Consider the following 19,262-nt stretch of genomic DNA (forward strand, 5'->3'; position numbering starts at 1 on the left):
TCGAGTTCTCTCACAGCTCCGCGGCTCCTGGGACGATCTGCTCGCCCATCATCACGACGGCGTCGATGTCGGTGTGCGAGAAGTGCTGCAGCCTGATACGCCCAACGCCGGCAGCCGCATACTCACCCATGCGCGCCAGTACGTGTCCGGGCGTCCCGATGAGCGAGCGCTCTCCATGGTCGGCCAGATAGGCGTCGGGATCGGATCCCCTCGGCTGTTGCTCGAGAAACCGGGCGATGGCCGCCCGGCCGGCGTCGTCACCGAGGAAGACCGGAATGACGAGCGATACGACGAGTGAGCCGGGGTCTCGCCCTGCGTCGGTGCAGGCGGCTCTCAGGGCATCGACGCGGCGTCGAGCCTCACCGGGAGTCACGCCGTAGAGGTTGTACTCGTCCGCCCACCTCGCCGCCAGGCGGGCGGCACGCCGCCCGGCGACTCCGCCGAGCAGGAGAGGAGGCCGGGGTCGCTGGACGGGCCTGGGAAGCAGAACTGCGTCGTTGAGCGCGTAGTGGGCGCCGGAGAAGCTGACAGGCTCCTCCTCGGACAGGAGCCTGTGGACGATCTCGAGCTGTTCCTCGAGGATGTCGAAGCGCTCCGCCGCGTCCGGAAAGCCGAAGCCGAACGACTCGTGCTCGGCTGCGAACCAGCCGGCCCCCATACCGAGCTCGATCCGCCCGCCGGAGATGTGATCGGCAGTGGCGACGAGGCGAGCGAGCTCGGCGGGATGACGGAAGAGGACCGGCGAGACGTTCGTACCGAGGCGGATGGTCTCCGTCACCGCCGCCAGCGCGGAGACGGTGGCCCATGCGTCCAGCGAACCGCGCCGGCCGGGATCGGTGAGAGACACGTGATGGTCGGATCGGAAGAGCGCACCGAAGGTCCCGGCTTCGGCTGCCCCGGCGATGGCGGTCCACTCGGACCACGTGACGCCTTCCTGGCCCTCGATCATCAGGTCGACGCGCATCGGATCCTCGGCCGCCCCGGACTCACCGGCTCTCCCTGCAAGAGTTTGCGGTGCCACCGCCGCCAAGCGCATCACCCCTCACGCCAAGCGGCGGTGCCGGCCGCTCCCGATGACCGGGGAAACCTCGGGAGCGGACGGCCGTCACCGCCGATCTCAAGCTGCTCTCACCGCCCGGGCGGTCGATGCAGCTCGCACGCACGGCGAGCAACGGCGATCGCACGCACGGCGAGCAACGGCGATCGCACCCTCAGTGGCCGTCGCTTCGTGCCTCATAGCCGGCCTCGTCGCGCGATGCGGCCCCCGCCCAACACCAGATGACGACTGCGTCGTCGGCGTCGGAGGTGTTGCGGAAGCCGTGCCAGCGATTGCGGGGAGTGAATACGACGTCACCCGCCACGACGGAGATCTCCTCGTCACCGTCGAGGACGGTGCCGTGGCCGGACTCGAGGTATTGGATCTCCTCGGCATTGGCGTGACGATGCCACTCGTGTCGTGAGCCTGGGGCGAAGACCGTCCGCCCGAACACGATCTTCTCGGCTCCTGCGTTCATCGCCGAGATGAGGAACTGGACCTTCATGTCGATCCAGCCCTCGTCGCGCTTCAGCCCGGGCGCGAACTCGAATTCGTGGATGCTCACCTTCGTTGCGGACTCGTCGGCCACGTGCTCCCATCCCTTCGCTCGATCAGGCCGTTGCAAACCTTTGCAATGATTTGCACGCAACTTAGTGCCCGACGCATCCTCCCGCAACACCTCGTTGCGCCGTGTGCCGTCTCGGCGGCCGTCAACCGAGAGACGCCAGCGAGACGGCGGGGACCTCTGCGGCGGCAGCCTGTTCGGCAGGGCCGGGCGGAACTTTCGATACACTCGGTTCGATGATCGGAGCCATCCTGGCGGGCGGCGACTCCAGCCGGATGGGCAGAGACAAGGCGCTCGTGACGCTGGGCGGCCGGCCGCTCATCGCACACGTCGCGGCCGCCCTCGGAGCCGCCGGCCTCGAGGTGATCGTCGTCGGCAGGGCTTCGTCGCCCCTGCATGTGGCGCACGTCCCAGACGCCCCCGCCGCTCGGGGCCCGGCCGCCGGGCTGATGGGTGCCCTCGAGTACGCCGCCGGGCGCGACGTGGTGCTCATCGGGGTCGACCAACCGTTCGCGGCCCCTGGCTCGATCGAGCGAGTCGCGGCTGTCGCAACCGAAGGCGCCGCCCTGCCTGTCGACGGAGGCTGGCCGCAGGTCACGTTCGCCCTCTATCGGGCGGGCTGCGCCGGCCCGCTCGGCGAGCTGCTCGCAGCCGATCCCGAGGCGTCATTGCGAGATCTCCTCCGCGCAGTTCCCGTCGTGCTCGTCGAGCCGTCGACGTGGACGGGTTGGGGCGAGGACGGCTCGTCGTGGTGGAGCATCGACACCCCGGAGGACCTCGCCGAGGCCGCCCGCCTCCTCTGACCTCGTAACTACCCTCAGCCCCGTTCAAGCCGCTCCGGAGCGGCTTGACACAGGAGAAGACGAGTGCCGGATACAACTGTCCTCACGGTCGAGAGGCGAGGGCCCGTCGCCGTCGTCTGGCTCGATCGACCGGAGGCCCGGAACGCCATGGCACACGAGCTGTGGGACGAGCTGCCGGTCGTCGCGGCGGCGCTCGGATCGGACGAGCAAGTGCGGGCCGTCGTGATCGCCGCCAAAGGCGAGGCGTTCACCGTCGGGCTCGACCTGAAGGCATTCGCGCCCGACCTGGCGCCCGGCGACCAGAGCGTCGTCGCCAGGCGCCGGACCCTGCACCTCGTGAAGGCGATGCAGCACACGTTCTCCAGCATCGCCGACCTCCCCCAACCCGTCATCGCCGCCGTCCATGGGTTCTGTCTCGGGGCCGGGATCGACCTGATCACGGCGTGTGACATCCGCCTCGCCGCCCAGGACGCGGTGTTCTCTGTCAGAGAGACCAGGATCGGGATGGTCGCCGACGTCGGGACGCTGCAGCGCCTTCCGCTGATCGTGGAGCCGGGACGGGTCGCAGAGCTCGTCTACACCGGCAGGGACTTCACCGCCGCCGAAGCACTGGCGATCGGCCTCGTCGGCGTGGTTCACGATGACGCGCCGGCCACCCAGCAGGCGGCCATCGAGATGGCGGAGACCATCGCCGCCAACTCGCCGCTCGCCGTCCAAGGCGCCAAGGCCGTGATGAGGGCCGGGCGGAACCGCTCCGTCGAGGAAGCCCTCGACTACGTGGCACTGTGGAACGCCGCATTCCTCCACTCGAACGACCTCGGCGAGGCGTTGCTGGCGTTTTCCGAGAAGCGCCCGCCGCGCTTCGAGGGCCGATAGCCCGAAGTCGACGGGTCGACGCCTGCGGGCTCAGGGATGGGCCTCTTGTGTCACAATGTCCGCATGCCGCACCGGCCGAAGACACCGCGGGACCGCCGCTCCCATCTCTTCGCAGCTCCGTAAGGCGCCGCCCCCTAGGTCCCCGCCCGTTCTTCCAGTTCCAGGAGGCTCCTCATGTCGGATCTCGTAAAGCGCCACAAGGACGTCATCGCACCGGTCATCGCCTTCGACACCGAGATCGAAGTCGTCGGGAGCGACGGCAGCTTCGTCGAGGGCGCAGACGGGAAGCGCTACCTCGACTTCACGTGCGGCATCGCGGTGTCGAACCTCGGCCACCAGCATCCCCACGTGAAGGCGGCGATCCTCCGCCAGCTCGACCAGATCTGGCACTCCGGCGCCGTATTCCGGTACGAGTCGATCGTCACGGCCGCCGAGCGACTCCGCCAGGTGACCCCCCGGGGGATCGACGCCTTCTTCTTCATGAACTCAGGGGCCGAGGCCGTCGAGGCGTCCGTGAAGCTCGCTCGCAAGACGAGCCGGCGCCAGGGCGTGATCGTGTTCCGGGGCGGCTTCCACGGCAGGACGATGGGCTCGGTCTCGTACACGACCTCGAAGGCGAAGTACCGGGAGGGCTACCACCCCCTCGTGGGAAGCGTGTTCGTCACGCCATTTCCTCACCCGTTCCGGTGGGGCGTGTCCCAGCAGGAGGCTGCCGAGCGGTGCCTGTTCGAGCTGAACGAGATGCTGAAACGCGAGATCACGCCGACCGAGGTCGCTTGTTTCCTCGTCGAGCCACTGCAAGGCGAGGGCGGGTACTACCCGGCGGGGCGCGAGCTGCTCGTCGAGCTGCGCAGGATGGCGGACGAGCACGGCATCCTCCTCATCCACGACGAGGTGCAGACCGGTTTCGGGCGCACAGGCGATTGGTTCACCAGCCAGGTGTACGAGGTCACGCCCGACATCCTCGTGATGGGCAAGGCGATCGCCAACGGTCTCCCTCTGTCCGCCGTCGGCGCGTCGAAGGAGCTGCTCAACAAATGGTCGCCCGGGTCCCACGGAACGACGTATGGCGGCAACCCGATCGCATGCGCATCCGCCGCGGCGACCATCGAAGCGCTCGCCGACGTCGTGCCGCAGGTGCCGAAGCTGTCCGACCACGCCCTCGATCGCTGGACCGAGCTGACGGCCGCCCACCGCACGATCGGCGACGTGCGGGGCCTCGGGCTGATGATCGGCGTAGAGCTCGTCGGCGAGGACGGTGAGCCGGCCCCTGATGCGTACACATTCGTGTCCAGGTTCGCCAGGGACGAGGGGATGTGCATCCTGAGTTGCGGCCCCGACGGCAACATCATCAGGTTCATCCCGCCCCTCAACGTCTCGATCGAGGAGCTCGACATGGGGATCGACATCCTCGCCAGGGCACTGGCTGCATACGAGGCGAGGTGAGGACCGACCGTCAGGCGCGGCGCGCCCGCCTCCCCTTGGGGCGTCCCTCGCCCGGTGCCGTCACTGCGGCGATGGCGGCGACGGCGGCGACCAGCAGGGCCCAATCGCCGTACCTGGTGTAGATCGTCGCCGCTCCGTCGCGAAACGCCATGCGCTCGACGATGACACTCGTCGTGAACAGGTCCGTGTCGTCGAGGATCACACCTGCTGGGGTGATGAACGCAGACCGGCCGGTGATCGCGGCGTGCACGAGGTACTGGCCGACGGCGGCTGCATTCACCCTCGTCATCGCGATGAGTTGATCGGAGGCGGCCCCACGGCCGAAGCTGGCTTCGTTCGTCGCCACCACCATCAGCTCGGCCCCGGCGCGCGCCTCCGACCGGATGAGACCGGCGTAGGCGCCCTCGTATGAGATGACCGAGCCGATCGTGCCCTGCTCGGCCCGGAAGGTGACCGGACCGTCGCCCCTGATCATGTCGCGGGGAACGCGGTCGAGCTGCGGGATGAAGTCGAGCAGCCCTCGCAGCGGCACGTACTCGCCGAACGGCACGGGATGCCGCTTCAGGTACTCGTCGACGACGTTGCCTGCCGGATCGAACATGATGTTGACGTTCTCGAACTCGGTGTCCCCGACCGATCTCGTCCCACTCACGAGGATGTACGCCCTGAGCCGCATCGCTTGCTCCGCGATCAGCGCTCGCACGTCGTCGTTGACCGTCGGGTCGAACGGCGGCCCTGTCGAGTTCTCGGGCCACACCACGAAATCGACCCCACCCGTCGGGAGCTCGGACGTGAGCGCCAGATGGGACTCGAATATGCGCTGATTCTCGTTGTCACACCGTGTGCCGGGACACGGGGAGTTCCCCTGGACTATTGCCGTGCGCAGCCCTCCGCCGCCGGCCTCTGGCGGAAACAGCCACCCTGCCAGGGCGACGACCGTGACGACGACGACGGGATCGACCAGGAAGCGCCAGTTGGCCCTGTCCTCGATCGCCAGCACGAGCCCCGCCGACACGGCGACGGCCAGCGCCATCCAGCCGAACGGCCCGATCCATTGCACGGCCCCTATCGCTCCGGGGTTCCCTGCCGCGGCATAGCCGATCGCCCCCCACGGGAACCCGCCGAGCGGGAAGGAGGCCCTGGCGATCTCCCAGAGCCCCCATGCGCCGACGGCGACGAGCCACCAGCGCGCCGCGGTCCACGACCGAAAGGCCCAGATCGCCACCGACAGGATCGCAGAGGTGATCCCCAGCCAGATCGTGAGAGGGAACCAGGCGACGGCGCCGAGCACGAAGATCCAGTTGAGCGTCGCCCCGAAGAAGGCTGCACCCCAAACGAACCCGACGGCGGCCGCAGCCATGCCGGAGTCGAGTCGCCGAAGACCCCACAACAGAGGGGCGGGGGCGACGAAAGCGAGGAGCCCGAAGCCGAGGGGAGGGAAGGAAGCCCACATCAAGAGCGCGCTCACGAGTGCGGCGACGAGTGGGGCCATGGTCCGTCGAGGTTAGACATGGGCGAACTGGCACCCCTGCCCGGGGAAGCCGCAGCGGGGTCGATCCTGGTCGTCGTGAGCAGCTCAAACGGGTATCGGAGCCCGGTTCGCTCGGCAGACTCGAACCGTAGGATGCCGTAGATGACAGACCTCGAGATCGCAGTCGAGGCAGCCCGGGAAGGCGCCGCCATCGTTCTCGAGCACTTCTCAGGAGGGCGCACTGCGGACCTCAAGGGGACGAACAACCCGGTCACCGAGGCGGACCGCCTATCGGAAGCCAGGATCGTGGAGGTCATCCTGTCGCACCGCCCCACGGACGGGATCCTCGCCGAGGAAGGTACGGGCTCGGCCTCGCACGGGCGCCGCTGGATCATCGACCCGCTGGACGGGACGGTGAACTTCGTGCACGGGATACCGCACATGGGAGTCGCCGTGGCTCTCTTCGAAGGGGACCGAGGCCTCGCAGGCGTCGTCGTCGACCCGTTTCGGGGAGAGGTGTTCGCCGCGGCGTCGGGGAGCGGGGCGACCCTCGGCGGCACGGCGATCGCCGTTTCGGCACGCCGCGACGTATCAGGGTGCGTCGTGGCGACGGGGTTTCCGTACGACCACGATGTGAGAGCCCGCCTGTATGCAGCCGTCGTCGAGGAGGCACTCCGCAGGGTGAACGGTATCCGCCGATTCGGCTCGGCGGCGCTCGACCTGTGCTGGGTGGCGTGTGGCAGGCTCGACGGCTACTGGGAGCTCGGTCTGGCGCCATGGGACATCGCGGCCGGGCTCGTGATCGCCCGTGAAGCGGGGGCCACCGTGACCGACCCCGACGGCATCCCGTCGACGACAGCCACGCCGTGGCTCGTCGCCAGCAACGGCCACATCCACTCCGAGCTGCGCGAAATCGTGACGACGGGGATCCGAAATGCTCAGGGATCGGCGCCACAGCAAGCAGGAGACCTCGAATGAGGGTCACCGCCGGTCCGTGGCGTTTCGGCGCAGGGAGAACGAAGGGCGGATGGATCGACTGATCACGGCGAGAGCGATCCGCACCGCAGACGGGATCGTCGGCGACTCGATCCTCGTCAAGCGCGGGGTGGTCGCCGCCGTCGGCGCCAGGAGCGATCTCGCCTCGCCGGCGCTCCCGGAGCACCGGTATGAGGACGCGGTGATCGTGCCGGGGCTGCGCGACGCCCACCTGCATCCGGTCGCGTACACCGCTCTGCTCACCGGCGTCTCATTGAAGTCGGCCGCCTCGTTCCCGGATTTGGCAGCCCGGCTGGCGGCCGCCGCCGCTGGATCGAGCCCCGGCGAGCCGATCGTCGCAATGCGCCTCGATGACGAGACGCTCGCCGAGCGCCGGCTCCCGCAGGCGAGCGATCTCGACGCTTGGATCGGCGACAGGCCGGCGCTGGTCCACCGATACTGCGGCCACATCGCGGTCGCCAGCAGCGCGGCACTCGCCCTCGCCGGTGTCACCTCGAGCACCGCCGATCCCCCCGGCGGGCTCATCGACCGCGGAGAGGACGGAGCGCCGACGGGGGTTCTCCGTGAAACGGCGATCGACCTGGTCTCGGCGGCGATCAGGGGCAGGGTGCGGGTCGATCCGGCCCGGGTGTCGGCGGCGATGCGAGGACTCGCAGGCCTGGGGATCACATCGATCGGCGCCATGGTGCGCTGCGGAGAGGGGGCGTGGGCATCGCTCGGGAACGAGGCTCTCATCGTCGCCGAGGCGGGCGCCGACATCCCGATCCGGATCGGCGCCTACGTGACCGCCGACGACCTCGGTCAACTCGGCGAGGCGGTGGCCGCACTCGAGGAGGCCGGGCCCAACACCACCTGGAGAGGCGTCAAGAGGTTCGGGGACGGCAGCCTCGGAGGGCACACGGCTGCGATGAATGAACCGTTCGCCGACCGGCAGGATGCACGCGGTCTGCTCCGGTTGTCGGACCTCGACGCCGAGATGGCCCGTGCCGCCCTCGCCGCCGGCCGCCAGGTGGCCATCCACGCAATCGGGGATCGGGCATGCTCCGCCGTCGTCGACCTGTTCGAGACGCTCGTGTCTGCCGGGGTTGCCGGAAATCACCTGCGACTCGAGCACGCCTCGGTCATGACGAGGCCCGACGTCGCTCGCCTCGCGGCGACAGGCGCCATCGCCTCCGTGCAGCCACCCTTTCTGACCTCCGAGACGTCTTGGCTGGAGAAGCGCCTCGGAGCCGATCGGCTCCCGCTGACGTACGCCTTCCGGTCCCTCGAGGAGGCGGGCGTCACGATCGCAGGCGGGTCCGACTGCCCGGTCGAGTCACCCGACCCGTGGGCCGGGATGGCCGCCGCCAGAGACAGGGCGGGCATCGTGCCCGCCGAAAGCCTGTCCGCAGAACGAGCTCTCGCCCTCTACACGACGGGTGGGGCTACCGCGCTCGGCGAGGCGGAGCCGCTCGCAGCAGGCAGTCCGGCCGACTTCGTCGTCGTCGACAGGGACCCGGTTCTGGCGTCGCCCGCCGAGCTGAGGGCCACGGTGGTCATCGACACGTACGTCGGCGGCGAGGCTGTGGAGGTCGACACATCACGTTCCGTGTGGGTCGGGTGAGCCCAGGGCTCAGCTGGTGACGAGCGGCACCCAGCAAGCAGGACACAGGTAGGCGTCGGCACGGAACCGCATGTCGTCAATGTCGACCGCGCCGCACGTCGAGCAGCGCCGCTCTCTGAAGTCCTCGGCGACACGGTCGAACGGACCGTCCCTCGCCAGGAGGTCGTCGACGAGGACCGCGGTGCTCGTACCGTTCTTCACGACGGCGCGCAGGTTATACACCGCCAATTCCGAATCCGGTCATTACGGGCTACCGAGGAGCTCCCTGAGCCGCGGGGCGACGTCCGGCTCGTACTCGGCGTGACGACCGGTCGCCTTCTTCGAGTACACGAGCTCGTCTCCGACCGTCACCTCGAAAACACCGCCCCTGCTCGGTATGAGCGCGACGTCGTCGACGTGGTGCTCGAACTCGGTGAGGATCAGCCCGACCATGCTCACGGCACGGTCCGTATAGCCTCAAGCGGCGCAGTACTCGATGGAGAGGTGCATCGAGCGGGAGTGTATACGACGGGTTGCCTCCCGTTGGCGCGGCGGTCGCCAGACGTCGGCGGCTGCCCCTCACTCGTCGGTGACGCACCCCTCGGAGGCCGACTTGACGGTCCGCACGTAACGTCCCAGCGTGCCTCTGGTCGCCTTGAGCGGCGGCGGCGTCCAGCGGGACCGCCGAGCCTCGAGCTCGACGACGTCCACATCGAGGTCGATCGTCCGCGCCTCCGAGTCGATCGAGATGACGTCACCCGCTTCCACGAGCGCGATCGGGCCCCCCTCCTGGGCCTCGGGGGTCACGTGGCCGATGATGAAGCCGTGCGAGCCGCCCGAGAAGCGCCCGTCTGTGAGGAGGGCCACCTCACCCCCCAGGCCTGCCCCGACCAGTGCCGACGTGGGCGTCAGCATCTCAGGCATCCCGGGCCCGCCTTTCGGCCCTTCCTGTCGGATCACGACCACGTCCCCGGGCGCTATCTCGCCTCGCTCGAGGGCATGGAGCATCTCCTCCTCGCCTTCGAACGGGCGCGCCGGGCCCCGAAAACGCAGGCCCTCCTTCCCGGTGATCTTGGCCACCGCCCCGTCGGGGGCCAGGCTGCCTCTGAGGATCAGGATGTGGCCCGTCGCCTTGATCGGGTCATCCCATGGGTGGATCACATCCTGGCCGTCGGCGAGGCCCGGGAGGTTGGCGACGTTCTCTTCGATGGACTTGCCCGTCACGGTGACGCACGAGCCGTCGATGGCGTCGTGCTCGAGGAGCATCCTCATCACCGCAGGCGTCCCCCCGGCGGTGTGGACGTCCTCCATCACGTAACGGCCGCTCGGCTTGAGGTCGGCCAGGTATGGCGTCCTGTCGCTCACGGCTTGGAAGTCGTCGAGCCCCAGCTCGACTCCGACAGACCTCGCCATCGCGATGAGGTGCAGCACCGCGTTGGTCGACCCTCCGAGCACGGTGACCACGACCATGGCGTTCTCGAATGCAGCCCGCGTCATGATGTCGCGGGGCAGCAGATCGAGCTCGAGCAGGTTGCGGATCGCCGATCCGGCCGCCGAGCACTCCTCGAGCTTGCCGGGATCGGTGGCCGGAGTCGAGGACGAGTACGGCAGGCTCATGCCGAGCGCTTCGATGGCAGACGCCATCGTGTTGGCGGTGTACATCCCGCCGCAGGCTCCGGGTCCCGGGCAGGCGTGGCGCACGATGTCCATCCGCTGTGTCTCGTCGATCTTGTCGGCGATGAGCTCGCCATAGGACTGGAAGGCGGAAACGATGTCGATGGTCGCCCCGGCAGCCGTGTGCCCAGGGCGAATCGTCCCTCCGTAGATCATCAGCGACGGCCGGTTCAGCCTGCCCATCGCCATGACGCACCCTGGCATGTTCTTGTCGCACCCCGGTATCGAGATGTTGGCGTCGTACCACTGCGCCTGCATCACCGTTTCGATCGAGTCTGCGATGAGGTCGCGCGACTGCAGCGAGTAGCTCATCCCCGCGGTCCCCATCGAGATCCCGTCGGACACGCCGATGGTGTTGAAGCGCATTCCGACGAGGCCGGCGGCCACGACGCCCTCCTTGACCCTGGCGGCGAGCCCGTCGAGGTGCATGTTGCACGAGTTGCCCTCGTACCACATCGACGCGATGCCAACCTGGGGCTTGGCCATGTCGTCGCTGGTCAGGCCGGTGGCGTAGAGCATCGCCTGCGAGCCGCCCTGGGAGGCACGCTGTGTGATCCTGCTGCTGTATCTGTTCAGCTCGGTCATCGACTCCTCCAGCTGTTCGGGTCACGATGGTATCCGGGGAGATCCTGCGACGGCGCGGCCGAGGTTGCCCGGCCACCTTGGCCGCGCCGAGGTGGCCGGCCGCCACCTTGCCCGCGGCGGCCGGAGGATGGGAACCACCTCGGCTCCGCGTCCGTCAGACACCGGCCCATCCCCGACAGACACGTGTTAGCCGCCCACCGCCGATACAATCGGCGGACGCCTTCGCGGCTGCTCCCTCCACCCTCACAGGAAGCTCGATGACCACCACTGAAATCCCAACCGTCACACCTTCGCCCCTTCCCCCTCCGCCGCGCAGGCGGAGCCGGGTCAAGGTGGCGATCATCGCCCTCCTCAGCCTCGCAGTTCTGATAGTCGCCGCTGCGATCGGCTTCATCCTCTACACGGGATCGAAGATCGAGCGGATTCCCGAGGCCGAAGTCGCCGCCCTCACCCCGGTTGCGTCAGACGCACCGAGAAACATCCTGGTCGTCGGCGTTGACACCCGGGCCAACCTGCCCGGCGACTTCGAGAACTTCGGCAACCCGGGCTCGTTCGCCGGGTCCCGGACGGACGTGATCATGGTGATGCACTTCGTACCGGGGCGAGGCGCCCAGCTGCTGAGCATTCCCCGCGATCTGCGAGTCGACATCCCCGGCAGCGGCACGGGCAAGATCAACGCCGCAACTACCGTCGGCGGCGCCGATGCACTCATTCGTGTCATCCAGAACGAGCTGGGCATCGAGGTCAACAACTACATGGAGATCGACTTCGCAGGGTTCGCCGAGATCGTCGACTCGCTCGGGGGCGTGACACTGACGTTCGAGAACCCCGCCCGCGACACGAAGTCCGGCTTCGCGGTCGATGCCGGAACCCAGGTCCTCGACGGGGAGCAGGCGCTGGCGTACGTTCGCTCTCGCAACCACCAGGAGCTCATCGGATCGTCGTGGGAGAGCACCAAAGGCACGGACATCGGCAGGACGCGGCGCCAGCAGGAGGTCCTCATCGCCCTCCTCGGCGAAGCCGGGTCCGCTTCCAACGCCTTCGATCTTCCCGGCTTCGTCACCACGCTCGCAGGCCAGATCAGGGCAGACGCCGGGCTCAACACGAACGTGATCGTCTCCCTCGGTCGCTCTGCCATGCAGCTACGCAGCGGAGACATCGACGCCCTCACGCTCCCGGTCGACATCACGACGATCGGCGGCGTTTCGTACGTCGTCCCCAACGCCAAGACGCAGCCGGCTCTCGATGCCTTCAACGCAGGGGACCTGTTCCCGAGGTGATCGGCTCCGGCGCAGGCTCCGCTCACCCGAGCCGGTAGAAGGCGTTGACCGGGTTCTCGATCGGGAGACGCTCGAAACGCGTGAACCCGGCCGCCCGAGCGAGCTCCTCGGCTCGCCGCGGCCCCCACGCCGTGCCAAGGGCGTCGTCACCCGACGACCGCGAGAGCGGCAAGCACAGCAGCGCCGACAAGCCGTAGAGAAAGGCGCCCCTCTCGTCGAGGTTCGCCTCCAGGCTCGGCCCTGCGTCGGGCTCGACCATGAAGAAGGTGCCATTCTCGGCGAGCGACCTGTGCACGCGTCGCAGCGCCTCGAACGCCTCGCCGATGTCGTGGATCGTGTCGAACGCCACCACGAGGTCGTATGCCCCCTCGGCGTCGAGGTCGAGCACGTTGGCGACCCGGAAGGTCACGTTCGGCGCACCCAGCTCACTCGCCCCACGCCGGGCGGCGGCGATCGCCTCCGCGTCGATGTCGATGCCCTCCACCGTGGCCGCCGGGTGTGCGGCCGCGATCGCCAGGGAGGCCGCCCCGATGCCACACCCGACGTCGAGCACGCGCCCGCCGGCTGTGAGCGCCTCTACGACGTCCGGCATGGCGGCGAGCCACTTGCGGACGAGGAGAACCCTGATCGATGGCGCGTTCACCCTCCCGGCGCCCGCAACCGAGTCGCCCGGATACTCCGACCGCGCAACGCCGCGGCCGCTGGCAACCGCTTCGGTGAGCACGGGAAGGGCGGCGAGCACCGACGGAATGTCTCTCGTGAGACCCCCGACGAAGTACGGCGACGCCTCGTCCCCGAAGACGGCGATGCTCTCCTCGTCGACCGCGAAGCGCCCTCCGTCGTACGAAACGACTCCGCCCGCTGCGAGGGCCGAGAGCATCTCGAGCACGTACCGCTCGTCGAGGGATCCGGATGCGGCCACCTCGGCGGCAGTCGACGGGCCATGGGCGGCCAGCACTCTGAGCACACCCGTGCGGTCTGCCAGATCGAGCACCCCGACCATGACGGCCCCGCGAATCCACTGGTTGGCGAGGTCGAAGCGATTTCGAACCGCCTCTCGGTCCATGCTCATCGTGCCTCCTCCCCGGTGACGGGCTCGACCGCCGCGGTACCCTGCCGCCGTCATGCAACGCGAGTCCCTACCGACGCGTCCCGCCGTCGTGCTCGCCTTGCTCGCAGCGGCATACGTCGCAGCCCAGATCCTCGCAGACGTGTCGAGTCTGAAGCTCGCCAATGTGTTCGACAACGCCATCGATGGCGGCACGCTCATCTACCCGATCACGTTCACGCTGCGTGACCTCGTCCACAAGGTGGCGGGCAAGCAGGTGGCACGGGCGCTGATCGTCGCCGCGGCCCTCATCAACGTCTTCATGGCAGGCCTCTTCTGGATCGTCGACGCCCTCCCGCTCGTACCCGACAGCGGTCAGCAGTCCGAGCTCTTCGGCGCAGTGCTCGGCCCGGTCTGGCGGATCGTGTTCGCCTCGATCGTGGCCGAGGTGATCTCGGAGCTGGTCGACACCGAGGTGTACTCGGCCTGGGTGAGGCGCTTCGGGAACCGCAGCCAGTGGGGCAGGGTGCTCGCCTCGAACGCTGTCGCGGTACCGCTCGACTCGCTGGTGTTCGCCGTGCTCGCCTTCGGGGGGCTCGTCGACCCGGCCATCGTCCGCCAGATCGTCCTCACCAACGTCGTCGTCAAGCTCCTCGTCACGCTGGTGTCGCTCCCCCTCATCTACACGGTCGGCTCACAGCCCGAGGTCGCACCGCCACGCTGAGCCGGCTTGCGTGCGGGGAGGAGGTTCCAGCCGGGCTCACCCCTTACACTCGCACGCGACGAGACAGGAGCACATCGCATGCGGATCGGGATCCTCACCGGCGGCGGAGACGTCCCCGGCCTGAATCCCTGCATCAAGGCCGTCGTCAATCGCGTCAGCGAGGGCGGACACGAGGTGGTCGGGATCAAGCGCGGGTGGAGCGGCCTCCTCAACATCCGACTCGACGACGAGACGAGCCGTCGAGACAACACCATCGACCTCGATCCGGCCGTCGTCAGGACCATCGACCGCACGGGTGGCACGTTTCTCCACACGTCGCGGACGAATCCGTCGAACGTCGCCAAATCCGCCGTCCCCGACTTCCTCCTCGACGCCGCCACCGGCGACGGCCCGCTCGACTTCACGCCGCACGTGCTGCGGATCGTCGATCAGCTCGGTCTGGACGTGCTGATCCCGATCGGAGGCGACGACACGCTCTCGTACGGGCTGAGGATGCACGACGAAGGCGTCCCGGTGATCGCCATCCCGAAGACGATGGACAACGACGTCCACGGCACCGACTACTGCATCGGCTTCTCGACTGCCGTCTCCCGCGGCGTCGAGTTCATCCACAACCTGAGGACCTCCACGGGATCCCACGAGCGGATCGCCGTGATCGAGCTCTTCGGGAGGTACAGCGGGGAGACCTCGCTCATCACGGCATACCTCGCCGGGGTCGACAGGGCGATCATCTCTGAGGTGCCGTTCGACGCCAAGAAGCTCGGCGAGCTCCTGATGGAAGACAGATCCGCCAACCCGTCGAACTACGCCATGGTGACCATCTCGGAAGGTGCCGTCATGGAGGGAGGCGAGATGGCCCTCTCCGGCGAGGAGGACGCATACGGCCACCGCAAGCTCGGTGGGATCGGTGACCAGCTCGGTGTGCTGCTCAAGGAGGTCACCGGTGTCGGCATCATCAACCAGCAGGTCGCCTACCTGATGCGCTCGGGACGTCCCGACTCGCTCGACCTCATGGTCGCCACCAACTACGCAGTCATGGCGGCGGACCTCGCTCTCGAGGGAGCTTCCGGGCGCATGGTGGCGCTGCGCGGCGGCACGTATACCAATGTGCCGATCTCGGCGACCCGCGAGGGCGTGAAACGGGTCGACGTGGACGAGCTGTACGACGTCAACACCTACAGACCGAAGGTGCGGCACGTGGGCGGCAAGCCCATGTTCCTCTACTAGGGGTGCGACGAGTCCGCATGCTCCCTCCGATCTGCTCAGGCGATCGAGCGGGCGAGGGGTCGAACCTCCGCCAGCGAGAGGGTCGGGCTCATGCAGACGCCGCCACGCGGTCGATCTCGAACCACACCGTCTTGCCGTCCCCGGCGGGCACCACCCCCCAGCGGTCCGCCATGGACTCCACGATCCGCAGGCCCCTCCCGGCCGGCTGAGTGTCGGCATACGACCGCGTGACCGGCTGGTCGCTGCTCCGATCCGTCACCGAGATCCTGATTGCGTCGTTCCTGGGGAGGATCCTGACCCTGAAAGGAGTCCGGGCGTGGAGGATGGCGTTGGTCGCCAGCTCGGACACGAGTGTCGCCAGCCGGGTGTTGACGTCGCGGTCCTCGCTCCAGCCGGCTGCGAGCACGAACCTTCTCGCCGCTCGCACGGATTCGGGGCTCGGCAGGAAATCCATCTCGACCGGGCCATCACCACCACGTCGCGAGTCGCCGCTCACCCCTGAAACCACCTCATCTGAGATCCTATGAAGCATCGTAGGGTCGAAGTGCCACCAAACCGGGTTGCCCGGCGCGCCCCCACAGGAGCGTGATGTCGACCTGCGCCCACTCACCGGGATCGACCACCTCAGCGCCCGACCACGTCACCCACGACCATGGCGAGGCGCCTCATCGCCTCTCGGAGCACCGACCCGCTACCCGGCGACTCCGCCACGTGCAAACGATCGCACCCCCTGGGCATGCACACCGGGTCCCGCTGCCGCCCTGGGGCGGAGCCCGGCGTGACTGTATAGGATCGTTCGTGGTGACCGAGCCGCGCGGTCCCCCAGCCGGAGGCGAAGCGATGACTCGTGCGTTCCCCGCGCGCGGTGCGTTGGCGCTGGTGGTGGCCGTGATCGGCGCCGCATGCAGCGCAGGTTCTGGCGCGGGGTCCACCCCAACCCAGGACGTCACGTCGGAGCCGGCAGCGACATCCTCGCCCCGAGCCACCACGGCGGCCCCGGGCCAGACCACGACATCGCTCGTATTCCGCGACGTCAACCAGTCCGTCCTCCAGCCGCGCCAGGGCTTCTGGGACTCGCTGTTCGTCGACCCCGGTGCGGTGATCTACCACGGTGGGCTCTTCTACATGTTCTACAACGGGATCGCCGCCTATCCCTCGCAGGCGGGAGTCGGATTCGCGACCTCGACCGACGGGGTGACGTGGGTCAGAGAGACCGATGAACCCCTCTTCACCGGGGAGTCCCTCGACTACCTGCAGGTGAGCCTGTTCGTGAGCTCGGGCATGGTCAGCGACGACGGGACCTGGGTCCTCTACTTCTACACGCAGGGTCGCGACGACGTGACCCGTTCGGGGGTCATCGGGATGGCGACGGCGCCGGAGCCGCGCGGACCGTGGACGCTCTCGGAGCACCCGGTCCTCGACGTCGGTCCCGAAGGGTCGTGGGACTCCTTCGCGGTGCTCAACCCGAGCGTCGTAGAGACCGCCGACGGTTACCTCATGTACTACGACGGAAGTCGCGGTGACCTCAACTCGGAGAGGGACCGCATGATCGGCCTCGCCACCTCCGAGGACGGTGCCACCTGGACGAAACACGACGACCCGGCCACCACGAAGCCACCGTACGCGCGGAGCGACCCCTTGCTCGTGGCCGGGCGAGCCGGGGATTGGGACGAGCTGCGAGCCTACGACCCGAACATCGTCCGGGTCGGCGATCGCTTCGAGATGAGCTACATGAGCTACAAGCCGGACGGGTCACGCCCGGTCGTCAACTACCAGCTCGGCGTCGCGACGAGCGAGGACGGGGTCAGGTGGTCGAAGGACGAAACGGACAGTCCCATCCTCGAGAGCGGCGAGACAGGCTGGCAGGGCATCTTCCTATCGAGCCTCATCGAGGTGAACGGGGCCCTCTACCTGTACTTCGATGTCCAGCGCGGCATTCAAGGGACCACGGAGGTGTGGCTCCTCTCGGAGACAGATCCATGAGCGTCGGGCGCTCCGGCGATGGACGGCCGATCTAACGTTCTCCACTCCACACGACGGGAAGCAGATGGCAGCCGGAGGACACGGCACTCGAGCGATCATCGCGGCGTTCTTCGCCAACCTCGGCATCGCGATCGCCAAGTTCGTCGCCTTCGTGTTCACCGGTTCGTCTTCGATGCTCGCCGAGTCGATCCACTCGGTCGCGGACACCGGTAACCAGGGCCTGCTCCTGCTCGGGGGGCGCCTGGCGCGGCGGACGGCGAACGAGGAGTTCCAGTTCGGGTTCGGGAGGGAGCGCTACTTCTGGGCGTTCGTCGTGTCGCTCGTCCTGTTCACGCTCGGGTCGCTCTTCGCACTGTACGAGGGCGTCGAGAAGATCACCCATGCCGGGCACGAGATCGAGGCGGTCGGCTGGGCGTTCGGGGTGCTTGGGGTGGCCGTCGTCCTCGAAGGGTTCTCGTTCCGCACCGCCATCGAAGAGTCGCGTCCGCTGCTACAGGGAAGGAGCTGGTGGCGGTTCATAAGGACATCGAAGCAGCCGGAGCTGCCCGTGGTCCTGCTGGAGGACCTCGGGGCACTCGTCGGCTTGCTGCTGGCCCTCGCCGCCCTGACGGTCGCCGTGGTGACCGGAGACGCGGTGTGGGACGGGATCGGCACGATGGCGATCGGGGTGCTGCTCGGAGGGATCGCCATCACGCTCGCCATCGAGATGCGCGGACTGCTCATCGGAGAGTCGGCCTCCCCTGCAGATCAGGCTGCCATCGTGAGGGCGATCGAGGGGACTCCGGGCGTGGCGCGCCTGATCCACGTGAGAACGCAGCACATCGGACCGAACGAGCTGCTGGTGGGCGCCAAGGTCGGCTTGGAGCCGGGGCTCGGCATGGGAGAGATCGCGGGTGCGATCAACGAGGTCGAGCGGCGAGTGCGCCACGAGATCGGCGTCGACACCGTCATCTATGTGGAACCGGACCTGTACGACGCCACGGGCACCAACGCTTGATCACGGCTGCATGAACCTTGCTGCGGCGCCTTCCGGGTCGAGCACGCCCTCCAATTGGGCATAAGGGATCGTCACGGTCGGCGTGCCGAGCTCGGCCGGACCGACTGACAGCTCGTCGAAGCTCACCGCGAGGCCCGCCTCGGTGACGAGGACCCACTCGATCGCCTCCGGCTCCGTTCCTGAGGCGAATGGGGCATATTGCTCGTCGGATCCCTGGTACAGCTCTGCAACGACGAGGTCCGCGGCCAGCGCGGCGACTGCCTGGCGTCCCTCTCCCGATATGGTGAGGTCGTCGAGCCTGAGCTCGACACCTGCCGTGACGTCGATCATGAGCGTCGAGATCGATTTGGAGCGTTCGGAGGCGCCGGTGAAGAGGGATTCCTCGAAGAAGCGGAAGCTCATGAGCGACGTGTCTGCGTACACCACTTCGTACGTGAACTCGTAGCTGCTCGGCTCGTCCGAGCCGCGGGGCGGACCGAGCGCCTCGAGCAGCTCGATCACCGGTTCCACCCTCTCCGAGACGTGGGTCTCGACGAGCGTGTTCACCTGTGAGACGAGAGCCTCTTCGATCTGGTCGCTCTCGACGACCGGGAACGAGACCAACGCCCGGTACTGGGGGACCTGTCTCGAGAGGTCCTGGACGGCACTCCGGATGACCACCCCGTTCTCGGACACGACCGGCGTGGTCGAGGTCGTCGTCGCCGCCGGCAGCGCCGTGGTCGCCGTTGCCGTCGTCGTCTCATCTCCCGGCACCGTCGTCGCCGGCGGCGACATCGATGACGGCGCGCCGGGAGCGGCGACCGGGACCTTCGGCGCACATGCGAACGCTGCCGTTGCCAAGGCGATCGCGACCGCGCCGCGCCGCCGGGACCGGCGGGTGAGCCGACCTGCTGCCTGCGGTATCGCGGTTCTCCTCCTCGACTGATGCGCGTGAACCGGTGACCGTACTCGACTCGCCGCGGCAGGCCG

At 68.2% G+C, this 19,262-nt stretch carries 19 protein-coding genes and 1 pseudogene; 11 read left to right on the plus strand and 9 right to left on the minus strand.

Going from position 1 to position 19,262, the window contains the following annotated elements:
* Positions 1–10 precede the first annotated feature (10 nt).
* Together VGC47_02890 and VGC47_02895 are read right to left on the minus strand one after the other, a co-directional pair.
* A complete protein-coding gene (locus tag VGC47_02890) occupies positions 11–964 on the minus strand; it encodes a TIGR03560 family F420-dependent LLM class oxidoreductase (GenBank protein ID HEX9854239.1) in 954 nt (317 codons plus the stop codon).
* A 247-nt stretch (positions 965–1,211) separates the two neighbouring features.
* The gene (locus VGC47_02895; GenBank protein ID HEX9854240.1) at positions 1,212–1,625 is read right to left on the minus strand and encodes a cupin domain-containing protein; all 414 of its coding nucleotides are present in this window, start codon (positions 1,623–1,625) and stop codon (positions 1,212–1,214) included.
* 212 nt (positions 1,626–1,837) lie between these two features.
* Here VGC47_02895 and VGC47_02900 point away from each other — a divergent pair, with 212 nt between their 5' ends.
* The 3 genes from VGC47_02900 (at position 1,838) to VGC47_02910 (ending at position 4,726) form a co-directional block, all read left to right on the plus strand.
* Positions 1,838–2,404, plus strand: a complete 567-nt coding sequence (locus tag VGC47_02900; GenBank protein ID HEX9854241.1) for a molybdenum cofactor guanylyltransferase — start codon at positions 1,838–1,840, stop codon at positions 2,402–2,404.
* 63 nt (positions 2,405–2,467) lie between these two features.
* Entirely contained in the window at positions 2,468–3,280 is an 813-nt protein-coding gene (locus VGC47_02905; GenBank protein HEX9854242.1) for a crotonase/enoyl-CoA hydratase family protein, read from the plus strand.
* Between the two features lie 174 nt (positions 3,281–3,454).
* Positions 3,455–4,726 carry an aminotransferase class III-fold pyridoxal phosphate-dependent enzyme gene (locus VGC47_02910; GenBank protein HEX9854243.1) on the plus strand — a complete coding sequence of 424 codons (1,272 nt, stop codon included), beginning with the start codon at positions 3,455–3,457 and terminating at the stop codon, positions 4,724–4,726.
* 10 nt (positions 4,727–4,736) lie between these two features.
* Here the strand turns inward: VGC47_02910 and lnt are convergent, their stop codons facing one another.
* Positions 4,737–6,218, minus strand: coding sequence for an apolipoprotein N-acyltransferase (gene lnt, locus VGC47_02915; protein ID HEX9854244.1), 1,482 nt, complete (start codon positions 6,216–6,218; stop codon positions 4,737–4,739).
* Positions 6,219–6,359: 141 nt separating this feature from the next.
* On the opposite strand from lnt, the gene VGC47_02920 reads away from it, so the two are divergent.
* Positions 6,360–7,175, plus strand: a complete 816-nt coding sequence (locus tag VGC47_02920) for an inositol monophosphatase family protein (protein HEX9854245.1) — start codon at positions 6,360–6,362, stop codon at positions 7,173–7,175.
* 49 nt (positions 7,176–7,224) lie between these two features.
* The gene (locus VGC47_02925; protein ID HEX9854246.1) at positions 7,225–8,796 is read left to right on the plus strand and encodes an amidohydrolase family protein; all 1,572 of its coding nucleotides are present in this window, start codon (positions 7,225–7,227) and stop codon (positions 8,794–8,796) included.
* A gap of 9 nt (positions 8,797–8,805) precedes the next feature.
* On the opposite strand, the gene VGC47_02930 is transcribed toward VGC47_02925, so the two are convergent.
* The 3 genes and pseudogenes from VGC47_02930 to ilvD form a co-directional block, all read right to left on the minus strand.
* Entirely contained in the window at positions 8,806–9,024 is a 219-nt protein-coding gene (locus tag VGC47_02930; GenBank protein ID HEX9854247.1) for a hypothetical protein, read from the minus strand.
* Positions 9,025–9,039: 15 nt separating this feature from the next.
* Positions 9,040–9,240 (minus strand): annotated as a pseudogene (locus VGC47_02935) (Rdx family protein).
* Between the two features lie 114 nt (positions 9,241–9,354).
* Positions 9,355–11,034 (minus strand): dihydroxy-acid dehydratase, encoded by a 1,680-nt coding sequence (ilvD, locus tag VGC47_02940; protein HEX9854248.1) that lies wholly within the window; start codon positions 11,032–11,034, stop codon positions 9,355–9,357.
* Between the two features lie 257 nt (positions 11,035–11,291).
* Between ilvD and VGC47_02945 the strand changes: the two genes are divergently transcribed.
* Positions 11,292–12,314 carry an LCP family protein gene (locus tag VGC47_02945; protein ID HEX9854249.1) on the plus strand — a complete coding sequence of 341 codons (1,023 nt, stop codon included), beginning with the start codon at positions 11,292–11,294 and terminating at the stop codon, positions 12,312–12,314.
* Positions 12,315–12,336: 22 nt separating this feature from the next.
* Here the strand turns inward: VGC47_02945 and VGC47_02950 are convergent, their stop codons facing one another.
* On the minus strand, positions 12,337–13,386 hold the full coding sequence (locus tag VGC47_02950; protein HEX9854250.1) for a class I SAM-dependent methyltransferase: 1,050 nt from the start codon (positions 13,384–13,386) through the stop codon (positions 12,337–12,339).
* Positions 13,387–13,438: 52 nt separating this feature from the next.
* Between VGC47_02950 and VGC47_02955 the strand changes: the two genes are divergently transcribed.
* Positions 13,439–14,086: a queuosine precursor transporter gene (locus VGC47_02955; protein ID HEX9854251.1), complete on the plus strand. Its 648-nt coding sequence runs from the start codon at positions 13,439–13,441 to the stop codon at positions 14,084–14,086.
* 78 nt (positions 14,087–14,164) lie between these two features.
* On the plus strand, positions 14,165–15,313 hold the full coding sequence (locus VGC47_02960; protein HEX9854252.1) for a 6-phosphofructokinase: 1,149 nt from the start codon (positions 14,165–14,167) through the stop codon (positions 15,311–15,313).
* Between the two features lie 88 nt (positions 15,314–15,401).
* Here VGC47_02960 and VGC47_02965 read toward each other — a convergent pair whose 3' ends face one another.
* The gene (locus VGC47_02965; GenBank protein HEX9854253.1) at positions 15,402–15,809 is read right to left on the minus strand and encodes an ATP-binding protein; all 408 of its coding nucleotides are present in this window, start codon (positions 15,807–15,809) and stop codon (positions 15,402–15,404) included.
* Between the two features lie 305 nt (positions 15,810–16,114).
* On the opposite strand from VGC47_02965, the gene VGC47_02970 reads away from it, so the two are divergent.
* Positions 16,115–17,296, plus strand: coding sequence for a hypothetical protein (locus VGC47_02970; protein ID HEX9854254.1), 1,182 nt, complete (start codon positions 16,115–16,117; stop codon positions 17,294–17,296).
* A gap of 64 nt (positions 17,297–17,360) precedes the next feature.
* Positions 17,361–18,293: a cation diffusion facilitator family transporter gene (locus VGC47_02975; GenBank protein HEX9854255.1), complete on the plus strand. Its 933-nt coding sequence runs from the start codon at positions 17,361–17,363 to the stop codon at positions 18,291–18,293.
* Here the strand turns inward: VGC47_02975 and VGC47_02980 are convergent, their stop codons facing one another.
* Positions 18,294–18,953 carry a hypothetical protein gene (locus VGC47_02980; protein ID HEX9854256.1) on the minus strand — a complete coding sequence of 220 codons (660 nt, stop codon included), beginning with the start codon at positions 18,951–18,953 and terminating at the stop codon, positions 18,294–18,296.
* Here VGC47_02980 and VGC47_02985 point away from each other — a divergent pair.
* Entirely contained in the window at positions 18,946–19,218 is a 273-nt protein-coding gene (locus tag VGC47_02985; protein HEX9854257.1) for a hypothetical protein, read from the plus strand. The genes VGC47_02980 and VGC47_02985 overlap by 8 nt on opposite strands.
* The last annotated feature ends 44 nt before the right edge of the window (positions 19,219–19,262 follow it).

Source organism: Acidimicrobiia bacterium, assembly GCA_036396535.1.
In the GTDB taxonomy this organism is placed as follows: domain Bacteria; phylum Actinomycetota; class Acidimicrobiia; order Spongiisociales; family UBA5794; genus DASWKR01.